Annotated in this window: 9 protein-coding genes and 1 pseudogene; 5 read left to right on the top strand and 5 right to left on the bottom strand. The window is 72.6% G+C overall.

What is annotated here, in order from left to right:
• Positions 1-569: class I SAM-dependent methyltransferase (locus DKL51_RS26475; RefSeq protein ID WP_148097849.1), on the bottom strand; the 569-nt coding region annotated here is incomplete at its 3' end.
• Between the two features lie 71 nt (positions 570-640).
• On the opposite strand from DKL51_RS26475, the gene DKL51_RS26480 reads away from it, so the two are divergent.
• On the top strand, positions 641-1,507 hold the full coding sequence (locus DKL51_RS26480; RefSeq protein ID WP_109965931.1) for a serine hydrolase: 867 nt from the start codon (positions 641-643) through the stop codon (positions 1,505-1,507).
• A gap of 25 nt (positions 1,508-1,532) precedes the next feature.
• Here the strand turns inward: DKL51_RS26480 and DKL51_RS26485 are convergent, their stop codons facing one another.
• On the bottom strand, positions 1,533-2,330 hold the full coding sequence (locus DKL51_RS26485) for a tyrosine-protein phosphatase (RefSeq protein ID WP_109965932.1): 798 nt from the start codon (positions 2,328-2,330) through the stop codon (positions 1,533-1,535).
• A 44-nt stretch (positions 2,331-2,374) separates the two neighbouring features.
• Between DKL51_RS26485 and DKL51_RS26490 the strand changes: the two genes are divergently transcribed.
• Together DKL51_RS26490 and DKL51_RS26495 are read left to right on the top strand one after the other, a co-directional pair.
• Positions 2,375-3,472: a mandelate racemase/muconate lactonizing enzyme family protein gene (locus DKL51_RS26490; protein ID WP_109965933.1), complete on the top strand. Its 1,098-nt coding sequence runs from the start codon at positions 2,375-2,377 to the stop codon at positions 3,470-3,472.
• Between the two features lie 58 nt (positions 3,473-3,530).
• A complete protein-coding gene (locus DKL51_RS26495) occupies positions 3,531-4,454 on the top strand; it encodes a C40 family peptidase (protein WP_109965935.1) in 924 nt (307 codons plus the stop codon).
• A gap of 60 nt (positions 4,455-4,514) precedes the next feature.
• Here DKL51_RS26495 and DKL51_RS26500 read toward each other — a convergent pair whose 3' ends face one another.
• On the bottom strand, positions 4,515-5,513 hold the full coding sequence (locus tag DKL51_RS26500; protein ID WP_109942634.1) for a TerC family protein: 999 nt from the start codon (positions 5,511-5,513) through the stop codon (positions 4,515-4,517).
• Positions 5,514-5,899: 386 nt separating this feature from the next.
• Between DKL51_RS26500 and DKL51_RS26505 the strand changes: the two genes are divergently transcribed.
• On the top strand, positions 5,900-6,193 hold the full coding sequence (locus DKL51_RS26505; protein WP_109942639.1) for an antibiotic biosynthesis monooxygenase family protein: 294 nt from the start codon (positions 5,900-5,902) through the stop codon (positions 6,191-6,193).
• A gap of 134 nt (positions 6,194-6,327) precedes the next feature.
• Positions 6,328-7,089, top strand: coding sequence for an SDR family oxidoreductase (locus tag DKL51_RS26510; protein ID WP_109965936.1), 762 nt, complete (start codon positions 6,328-6,330; stop codon positions 7,087-7,089).
• Position 7,090: 1 nt separating this feature from the next.
• Here the strand turns inward: DKL51_RS26510 and DKL51_RS36975 are convergent.
• Positions 7,091-8,015, bottom strand: a pseudogene (locus DKL51_RS36975) (DUF5753 domain-containing protein).
• 165 nt (positions 8,016-8,180) lie between these two features.
• Positions 8,181-10,292, bottom strand: a complete 2,112-nt coding sequence (gene uvrB, locus DKL51_RS26520) for an excinuclease ABC subunit UvrB (RefSeq protein ID WP_109965934.1) — start codon at positions 10,290-10,292, stop codon at positions 8,181-8,183.
• Positions 10,293-10,486: the final 194 nt, after the last annotated feature.

A 10,486-nucleotide genomic window follows, 5' to 3' on the forward strand; every position in this document is an offset into this window, starting at 1 on the left:
GCGTTGAGCAGGTCGGCCAGCGGCAGGTGCCAGGCGCCCACCCGGGCCCGGACGCCGTGCGGCGACCAGGCCCGGAAGCTGCGCTCCCGCTCGGCGTACCCGCCGTCGACGACGATCCGCTCGGGATCGGACCGGTCCGCGAACGCGCCGGTGAAGCAGGGGTGCACGCCGATATGGACGAACCGGCCGCCCGGGACGAGGACCCGGGCCGCCTCGGCGATCACCGCCGTGTAGTCGGGCAGGTCGGTGTGCGCGAGCACGCAGCTGACGGCGGGCACGGCCGCGTCGGACAGCGGTAGTGCGGTCGCGTCCGCCCGGGCCACCGGCAGCCGGGCTCGGGCGTGCCGGAGCTGCCCCGCCGACAGGTCGACACCCACCGGGTCCCAGCCCAGCCGGCGCAGCTCCGCGGCGTGCGCGCCGGTGCCGCAGCACAGGTCGAGGCAGCGCCCCGGACCGGTGCCGAGCAACCGCGCCAGGAGACCCTGGACACGTCGGCTGTAGTCGCTCGCGGTGTTCGTGACGTAGTCCTCGTACCAGTCGGCGATGGCGTCGTACGCGGCGGTCGTCATACCCGCACGCTAGGCGGCCGGGCGGCCCACCGCTGCCCCGTGCGCCGCGATGATCGGCTACGGTCACCGGCATGACCTGGGACGATCTGGACGCCCACCTGGACACGGTGCCCGGCACCGTGTCCGCGTACGTGGGGCGGCTAGGCGCGGGTCCGACCTGGACCCGGTTGCCCGACGCCACCCACTACGCGGCCAGCACCATGAAACTCGCCGTGCTCGTTGCGCTGCACCGCGCCGCCGAGGCGGGCCGTCTCGACCTGGACGCCCCGATCCCGGTGCGCAACGCGTTCGACTCCGCCCGGCCCGACGCGCCCCGCTTCGCCTGCGCCCAGCACTATGACAACGACGACGCGGTCTGGGACCGGGTCGGCGGCACGGCACCGCTGCGCTGGCTCGCCGAGCGGATGATCATCCGATCCAGCAACCTCGCCACCAACGTCGTGCTCGGTCAGGTCGGCCTGCCCGCGGTCGCCGAGGCGTGGCGGCTCGGCGGTGCCCGACACAGCGTCACCGGCCGGGGCATCGAGGACTTCGCCGCCCGGGACGCCGGCATCACCAACCTGGTCACCGCCGCCGACCTGGCCGCCCTGCTCGCCGCGGTGGCCGAGGGCGTGCAACGGCCCGGTCCGCTCGCCTCCCCGGAAAGCTGCGCCGCGATGCTGGACGTGCTGCTCGCCCAGGAACACCGGGAGGACTTGGCCGCGGGGCTGCCCGAGGGGACCCGGATCGCGCACAAGAACGGCTGGGTACGCGGGGTCCGGCACGGCGCCGGGGTGGTCTTCCCGGACGACGCCCCGCCGTACGCGATCGTCGTGTGCACCACCACCGACCTGGCCGACGGCGGCCCGAGCGGCGAGGGGGCCGACGACGACGCCTGCCGGCTGGTCGCCCGCATCTCGGCCCGGGTCTGGGAGGCCCGCCACAGCCTGGCCGGCTGAGCGCACCCGCCGGAGCAGGGGGCGCTCACTCCAACAGGTTGTCCCGCAGCGCGGCCACCAGCTCGTCGGTCACGCCCAGCCCGTCGCGCAGGTACGCCCCGAACGACCCGTGCACCCGGCGCACCTCGTCGTACGCGGCGTCCAGGTAGTCGGACCGGACCTCCAGCAGCGGCCGGGCGGTCGCCGGGTCGAGGTGCGGCTGCCGCCGGGTCATCGCGGCCAGCAGCACCTCGCGCAGGCTCTCGGTCAGCTCGTTGTGCCGCAGGTAGTCCGCCCGGATCGCGGCCTCGTCCACCCCGAGCGCGGTGAGCAGGACGACCGCCAGCCAGCCGGTGCGGTCCTTGCCGGCGGAGCAGTGGAACAGCAGCGGCAGGTTCCGCTCCTCCGTCGCGAGCCGTACCGCCGCTGCGAACCCGGCCCGGGCCGACTCCCCGGTGACGAACCACCGGTAGATGGCGGCCATCGCCGCCGGCATCCCCTCGCGGGCCAGCTCGTCGTACGCGGTCAGGTCGTGGCCGAGCAGCACCGCCGAGACGTACGTGAAGACCGGGTGGGCCGGGTCGTACACCGGCAGGTGCACCACCCGGGGCTCACCGACGAGCCGGTCCGGCGGGGCGACCTCTTGCTCCGAGGCGTGCCGCAGGTCGACCACGCACGCCGGGGCGAGCTTGCCCAGCACCGGCAGGTCCTCCTCGGTCAACCGGCCCAGAGCCGCGGTACGGATCAACCGGCCCGCCCGCACCCGCCGCCCGTCCGCGGCGAGCAGACCGCCGAGGTCACGCGCGTTCGGCGCGCCCACCAGTTCCCAGTCCCGCTCCGACATCCGGCCTCCCCTGTTCGCGCCCACCTGCATATAGGGTGCCCGACATGACGATCGCCGCGGTACGCACCCACCGGCTTTCCGCCCCCTTACACACCCCGTTCGTCACCGCGCTGCGCCGGACCACCACCGTGGACACCCTCGTCGTGGAGGTGGTCGACGACGACGGGCGGTCCGGTTTCGGCGAGGCGCCGCAGGTCTGGCAGGTGACCGGCGCGTCGATCGCCGGCGCCGAGGCCTGCGTGCGGGACGTGCTCGCCCCGGCGCTCGCGAGGCGGAACGCCGACGACCTGGTGACCCGCTGCGGTGAGGTGCAGCGGGCGGTGGCCGGCAACGAGTCCGCCAAGGCCGCCGTCGATGTCGCCCTGCACGACCTGGCCGCCCGGCGGCTCGGCGTACCGCTGGTCCGGCTGCTCGGCGGCACGGCCCTGCGGGTTCCGACGGACGTGACCCTCGCGGCTGGGGACGCGGTGGACCTGGCCGCGGCCGCGAAGCAGCGCCGGGCGGAGGGGTTCGGCGTGCTGAAGCTCAAGGTCGGCACCGACGCCGCCGGCGACCTGGACCGGGTACGCGCGGTCCGGTCCGCGGTCGGCCCGGGGGTGCGGATCCGGTTGGACGCCAACCAGGGCTGGACGCCGCGGGAGGCGGTCCGGGTCATCCGCGGCATCGAGGACGCCGGGCTGGACGTGGAGCTGGTGGAGCAGCCCGTCGCCCGGTGGGATCTGGACGGGTTGGCCTGGGTGAGCGACCGGGTGGACCTGCCGATCCTCGCCGACGAGTCGGTCTTCGGCGTCCGTGACCTGGTGGAGGTGATCCGCCGCCGGGCGGCCGACATGGTCAACGTCAAGCTGACCAAGTGCGGCGGGCTGCTCCCGGCCCGTACGCTGCTCGACCTGGCGGCCGCGCACGGCATCGGCACGATCGTGGGCTCCATGATGGAAAGCCAGGTCGGCGTGGGCGCCGCGGCCAGCCTCGTCGCCGCGTACGGGACCACCGCGGTGTCGGATCTCGACGCCGCCTGGTGGCTCGCCTGGTCGCCGGTGCACGGCGGAATTCGGTACGACGGCGCGACGGTCGTGCTCCCGGACGCCCCCGGCCTGGGCGTCAGCGCGGTGTCTGAAGCAAAGATGCAGACTCGTGGTTGATGATCGTAGGAACTTTTCATAGTGTCGCCGGAGACAGCCGCATGAGGTAGGGGTGGACGTGGAGCTGCAACCGGGCCGCGAGGCCGTCGTCCGGGTCCCGGTGGCGACCCTCTGGACCTCTCCCGAGGCGGTACGGCCCGTGGACCGCCCCGCCCTGGCCACCGACCCCGACGTGCCCGCCTGGATCGCCGGCATGGACCGCGACCAGCAGGTCGGCGACTGCGTGCTCAGCCAACTGCTGCTCGGCGAGCGGGTGCTGGTCACCGAGCTCCGGCCGGACGGCTGGGCGCAGGTGATCGCGGTCGAGCAGCCGGCACCGAAGCTGGACCCCCGCGGCTACCCCGGCTGGCTGCCCGCCGCACAGCTGACGGCCGCCCCGGCGGAACCCGGCTCGGGGACGCCGGCCGTCCTGGTCGTGGACGCCACCGTCACCGCCCTGCACGCCGCCCCGGGCGGTGCGCCGGTGCTGCCCGGGATCGTCCTCGGCACCCGCCTCACCGGCGCGGGACCGGCCGAGGACGGGTGGCAGCCGGTGTACGCCCCGGGCCGGCCCGACCCGCTCTGGGCGCCCGAGGCGAACCTGGTCCCGCTGCCCACCGAGCGGCCCGAGGCCAAGGAGGTCCTCGCCGTCGCCGACCGGCTCCGCGGCCTGGTCTACATCTGGGGTGGGCTCTCCAGCCACGGCATCGACTGCTCGGGCCTGGTCCACCTGGCCTGGCGCCGGTTCGGCGTGACCGTCCCCCGCGACGCCGACGACCAGGCCGCGACGACCACCCCGCTGGCGCCCGGCGACGAGCACCCCGGCGACCTCTACTTCTTCGCCCGGCCCGGCCGCCGGATCCACCACGTCGGCATCGTCAGCACCGAGCCGCACGGCGACGACCGGCGGATGCTGCACGCCTGCTACGTCCAGCGCCGGGTGGTGGAGGAACCGCCGTCCGCGGACCGGGTGGCCACCCTGGTCGGCGCGCACCGCCTCTGACCTCGTACGCGACAAGGGGCGCTCCCGACCACGGGAGCGCCCCTTTCGTCGACGTGCCGGTCAGTGACGGGCCTCGGCCAGCTCGCGGCGCCGGTCACGGGACGACTTGATCAGGCTGGCCGCGGTCGCCACGGCGAGGGTGCCGAGGATGACCAGGAGCGAGAGCCAGATCGGGATGTGCGGGGCCCACGCGACATGCTGGCCGCCGTTGATGAACGGCAGGGTGTTGTCGGCCAGGGCCTCCAGCACCAGCTTCACCCCGATGAAGCCGAGCACCACGGCCAGGCCGTAGCTCAGGTAGATCAGCCGGTCGAGCAGCCCACCAAGCAGGAAGTAGAGCTGCCGCAGGCCCATCAGCGCGAAGACGTTCGCGGTGAAGACCAGGTACGGCTCCTGGGTGATGCCGAAGATCGCCGGGATCGAGTCGAGGGCGAAGATCAGGTCGGTGGTGCCGATCGCGATCATCACGATCAGCATCGGGGTGAAGATCCGCCGGCCGTTCTCGCGGGTGGTCAGGTTGGCGCCGTCGTAGTTCTTCGACAGCGGCAACGCCTTGCGGCTCCACCGGATCAGCACATTCTCGCTGAACTCGTCCTCGTCCGGCTCACCCTGCCGCGCGAGGTTGATCGCCGTGTAGATCAGGAACGCCCCGAAGATGTAGAAGACCCAGGAGAACTGGGAGATCAGCGCGGCGCCCGCGGCGATGAAACCGCCCCGCATGACGAGCGCCAGCAGGATGCCCACGAGCAGCACCTTCTGCTGGTACCTCCGCGGCACGCCGAAGCGGGCCATGATGATCACGAAGACGAAGAGGTTGTCCACCGAGAGGCTGTACTCGGTGAGCCAGCCGGTGTAGAACTGCCCCGCCACGCTCGGCCCGTTGGTCAGCCACAGCCCGGCGCCGAAGAGCAGGGCCAATCCGACGTAGAAGCCGACCCAGAGGCTCGACTCGCGGACGCTGGGCTCGTGCGGGCGGCGACCGATGATGAAGAGGTCGATGAGCAGGACCGCTGTCAGTGCGACGAGGGTCCCGGCCCACACCAATCCGGACACGTTCAATTCCATCCTCCGGCAGACACACAGCGTCGGGCACACCGTACGCCCAGTGAAGGGCCGGGGTGCGTCGACGCTGACTCTGGTGACTGTCGGAGGTCTCTTCCGCCACCGACCCGGGGAAGGGTCACTGACCGACGGAGCCGGGTCGTGCCGCCGGGGGGCCGGCGGTCGTCCGTGCTGACGACTCCATCGCGGGGGAATACTCCCCTCCTCGGGCGCCATTCTTCACCATCCAGGGGCATCGGCGCATCTCCGGGAGCCCGGATTGCCGAGCGGATCACTTTTCGGCGTGCCGAGAGGCACTCTCGCTAGGGCTTCCTAGGAGGCTAGGTGTGGTGGTCCGGGACCCGCACGCCCCGCGCCGGCGGCGGCGTGCGAGGCTTCCGGTCATGGTGCTTGAGGTCGCGCTGATCGACGTAACGCCGGGACACGAGGACGATTTCGCCGCCGCGTACGCGCAGGCGTACCCGATCATCATCGACACCCCGGGGTGCCGGTCGGCCCGGATGACCCGGGGCATCGAGTCCCCGACCCGGTTCGTGCTGCTGGTCGAGTGGGACTCCGTCGAGGCGCACGACGTCAACTTCCGGCAGTCCGAGCGCTTCCAGCAGTGGCGCGCCCTGATCGGCCCGCACTTCGCCGGTCCGCCGCTGGTCGAGCACTTCACCGACGTTCCGGCCTGAGCTGTCGTACCCCTCGGTTACCGTGCGCCGGACGCGCCGACCACCGGTCCCGACGGGCTCGGGGGCGCCGGGCCCGGTGACGGCGCGCCGATAACCCGTTGCGGCCCGCGGCCGCGCCCGGTTGGGTCTCGATCATGAGCGAACGGATCGCCCTGGTGACCGGCGTGAGCCGGCGGATCGGCATCGGCGCGGCCGTCGCCCGCGCCCTCGCGGCCGACGGCTGGCGACTGCTGCTGACCGGCCTGCCCGCGTACGACGACGCCCAGCCCTACGGCGGCGACCCGGACGGGGTGCCGGCGCTCCTCGCCGAGCTGGGCGGTGACACCGGCTACCTGCCCGCCGACCTGCTCGACCCGGCCGCACCGGCCGAACTGGTCGCCGAGGCGGTACGCCGGCACGGCCGCCTCGACGCGGTGGTGGCGGTGCACGCGCACAGTACGCACACCCCGCTGGGCACCCTGGACGCCGCCGAGATCGACCGCCACCTGCTGGTCAACGTGCGGGCGACGCTGCTGCTCGCCGAGGCGTTCGCCGCCGCCTTCGCCGTCGAGCGCGGCGGGCGGCTGGTCCTGTTCTCCAGCGGGCAGCGGCTCGGCCCGATGCCCGGCGAGCTGGCGTACGCGGTCAGCAAGGCCGCCGTGGAGAACCTCACCGTCCAGCTCTCCCCGCTGCTCATGCCGAAGGGCATCACGGTGAACTGCGTCAACCCCGGGCCCACCGACACCGGCTACGCCGACCCCGAACGACTCGCCGGGGTGGCGCGCCTCTTCCCCGGCGGCCGCTGGGGCACCCCGGAGGACGCCGCCCGCCTCGTGCGCTTCCTCTGCTCCGCCGACGCCGACTGGATCACCGGCCAGGTCATCGACTCCGAGGGCGGCTTCCAGCGCCACCGCTGAGTCACCCCTCGGCCGGCCCGACCAGCTCCGGGTCGTCGGTCGGCACGCGCGGCCCGGGCACCTCCGGCCAGCCGGCCCGCCGGGCCAACAGCGCCACCGTCTCCTCGGCCGGCAGCGCCGCCTCCAGCAGCCAGTCGACCATCCGCTCGTACCGGGCGATGTCCGGCTCGGACACCACGCGCAGGTCGGTGGTGAGCGTCTCCACCATCACCGTGCGCGGATCCGCCGGGTCGGGGAACGAGTAGTGGGAGAAGCCGGTCAGCGGGTGGATGCCGCCGTGCGGCGCCGCGTCCCGGGACAGCAGCCGGATGGTGATGTTCGGCCGGTCGGCGAGGGCCACCAGCTGCCGCAACTGCTCCCGCCACACGTCGAGCGGGGTGCCGACGGGGTCGCAGGCGCCCTCGTCGAGGAGCGCCGTGTAGCGGGGCGGGGTCGGGCCGGTGCAGCACCTCCTGCCGGACCGCCCGGGCCCGCACGTCGGCCGCCACGTCCACCTCGGCGCAGAGCAGCGCCCCGGCGGCCACCCGGAAGTGCGCGTACGCCGGGGTCTGGAGCAGACCCGGCACGACGGCCGGCTGGTACTCGACGATGCACGCGGCGCCCGCCTCCAGCTCGGCGTACGCCCGCTGCCGCTCCCCCATCTCGCCCAGCGACTTCGCCCAACCGCGGCCGGTCGCCGCGTCCCGGGCGATGACGATCAGCACCTCCCGCTGGTCGGGTTGCACCTGGTAGACGTCGAGCAGGTCCAGCACGTCGGCCAGATCCGGCCGGCTCTGACCCAGCTCGATGCGGGACAGCTTCGACGTGGACGCCCACCCGAGCCGGCCGCAGACCTGCTCCAAGGTGAGTGACGCCCGGCGGCGCAGCCGGCGGAGTTCCGCGCCGAGGCGCGCCCGCCGGACGACAGGACTTGCTGACAACGGCATCGCGGCCTCCCCACCGTCGGAGAGTACGCAGGACCGTCACTGACTGCAATAGCTTGCTCGCACAGAGCAATCGAAATGGTCGTCGCCCGGCTGGGATTCGTCACGGCCGGTCGGGCAGGCCGACGACCGCCCCGGTGAGTACGTCGTCCATCCCCGACCGGTCCGTCACTTCACGCCGGCGGCGTCCATCCCGCGCAGTTCCTTCTTCAGGTCGGCGACCTCGTCCCGGATCCGGGCCGCCAGCTCGAACTGCAGCTCCCGCGCGGCGGCCAGCATCTGGTCGTTGAGCTCCTGGATGAGGTTGGCCAGGTCCGCCCGGGCCATCCCCTCCCGGGAGGGGCCGGTGGCGGCGGCCGCCCGGCTGCGGCTGCGGGTCTCCTTGACCGGCGCCTTGCCCCGGGAGAGCTGCCGCGCCGCCCCGCCGACCCGGGTGTTGTCCGTGTCCTCGGCCTCGCGGTAGATGTCGTCGAGGATGTCGTGGATCTTCTTGCGCAGCGGTTCGGGGCTGATCCCGTGCGCCTCGTTGTGCGCGATCTGCTTCGCCCGGCGGCGGTTGGTCTCCTCGATCGCGTCCGCCATCGACGGGGTGATCTTGTCGGCGTACATGTGCACCTGACCGGAGACGTTCCGGGCGGCGCGGCCGATGGTCTGGATCAGCGACCGGCCGCTACGCAGGAAGCCTTCCTTGTCGGCGTCGAGGATCGCCACCAGGGACACCTCGGGCAGGTCGAGACCCTCCCGGAGCAGGTTGATGCCGACGAGCACGTCGTAGTCGCCCTTGCGCAGCTCGCGGAGCAGCTCGACCCGGCGCAGGGTGTCCACCTCGGAGTGCAGGTAGCGCACCCGGATGCCGTTTTCCAGGAGGTAGTCGGAGAGGTCCTCCGCCATCTTCTTGGTCAGCGTGGTGACCAGCACCCGCTCGTCGCGCTCCGTGCGCAGCTTGATCTCGTGCATCAGGTCGTCGATCTGCCCCTTCGTCGGCTTCACGATGACCTCGGGGTCGATCAGGCCCGTCGGGCGGATGACCTGCTCGACGAACTCGCCCTGGGCCTGCTCCAGCTCCCACGGGCCGGGGGTGGCCGACAGGAAGACCATCTGGCCGACCCGCTCCAGAAACTCGTCGAAGCGCAGCGGCCGGTTGTCGGCCGCGCTCGGCAGCCGGAAGCCGTGGTCGATCAGCATCCGCTTGCGGGACGCGTCGCCCTCGTACATGCCGCCGATCTGCGGGATCGTCACGTGCGACTCGTCGACAACGGTGAGGAAGTCGTCCGGGAAGTAGTCGAGCAGGCAGTGCGGCGGGCTGCCGGGGAGCCGGCCGTCGATGTGCATCGAGTAGTTCTCGATGCCGGAGCAGAAGCCGACCTGGCGCATCATCTCGATGTCGTAGGTGGTGCGCATCCGCAGCCGCTGCGCCTCCAACAGCTTGCCCTGCCGCTCCAGCTCCGCCAGCCGCTCCCCCAGCTCCGTCTCGATGTCGCGGATCGCCCGCTCCATCCGCTCGGGGCCGGCGGCGTAGTGCGTGGCCGGAAAGATCAGCAGGTGGTCGACCTCCCGGATCACGTCCCCGGTGAGCGGGTTGAGGTAGTACAACTTCTCCACCTCGTCGCCGAAGAGCTCGATCCGGACCGCCAGCTCCTCGTACGCCGGGATGATCTCCAGCGTGTCGCCGCGGACCCGGAAGGTGCCCCGCTGGAACGCCATGTCGTTGCGGGTGTACTGGATGTCGACCAGCCGGCGCAGCAGCTGATCCCGGTCGAGCTCCTGCCCGACGGCGACCCGCACAGCCCGCTCGAGGTATTCCTCCGGAGTGCCCAGGCCGTAGATCGCCGAGACCGTCGCCACCACGATCGTGTCGCGGCGGGTGAGCAGTGACATGGTGGCCTTGTGCCGCAGCCGCTCGACCTCCTCGTTGATCGAGGAGTCCTTCTCGATGTAGGTGTCGGTCTGCGGGATGTACGCCTCGGGCTGGTAGTAGTCGTAGTAGGAGACGAAATACTCCACCGCGTTGTGCGGGAGCAGCTCGCTGAACTCCTTCGCCAGCTGGGCGCAGAGGGTCTTGTTGGGCGCGAGCACCAGGGTCGGCCGCTGCAGCCGCTCGACCAGCCACGCCGTGGTGGCGCTCTTGCCGGTGCCGGTCGCGCCGAGCAGCACCGTGTTGCGGTCGCCGCGCCGGACCCGGCGCTCCAGGTCGTCGATGGCGGCCGGCTGGTCACCGGCCGGCTGGAACTCGCTGATGACCTCAAAGCGGCCGTCGAGCCGGGGAATGTCGAGCGCCATGACATCAACCGTACGCCCGGGGTCCGACAGTTCGGGCGCCACGCAGCGTCCGTGATCGGCTTCGATATTCCCATTGTGTGGCACATCTCACCCGACTAGGCTCGGATCGTAGGCCGCTCGCGGCGGCCGACCGGGCCGGTGGCCGCCCTTCCGGGGCCCGGCCGCCCCCGGCACCCGGGGTCGCAGCACCCGGC

This window comes from Micromonospora globispora (assembly GCF_003857015.1).
Lineage (GTDB): Bacteria > Actinomycetota > Actinomycetes > Mycobacteriales > Micromonosporaceae > Micromonospora > Micromonospora globispora.

Bases quoted from the DNA above. Each gene is read 5' to 3' on its own strand.
- DKL51_RS26485 (WP_109965932.1), bottom strand. From the start codon at position 2,330: ATGTCGGAGCGGGACTGGGAACTGGTGGGCGCGCCGAACGCGCGTGAC.
- DKL51_RS26510 (WP_109965936.1), top strand. From the start codon at position 6,328: ATGAGCGAACGGATCGCCCTGGTGACCGGCGTGAGCCGGCGGATCGGC.
- DKL51_RS26480 (WP_109965931.1), top strand. From the start codon at position 641: ATGACCTGGGACGATCTGGACGCCCACCTGGACACGGTGCCCGGCACC.
- DKL51_RS26490 (WP_109965933.1), top strand. From the start codon at position 2,375: ATGACGATCGCCGCGGTACGCACCCACCGGCTTTCCGCCCCCTTACAC.
- DKL51_RS26505 (WP_109942639.1), top strand. From the start codon at position 5,900: ATGGTGCTTGAGGTCGCGCTGATCGACGTAACGCCGGGACACGAGGAC.
- uvrB (WP_109965934.1), bottom strand. From the start codon at position 10,292: ATGGCGCTCGACATTCCCCGGCTCGACGGCCGCTTTGAGGTCATCAGC.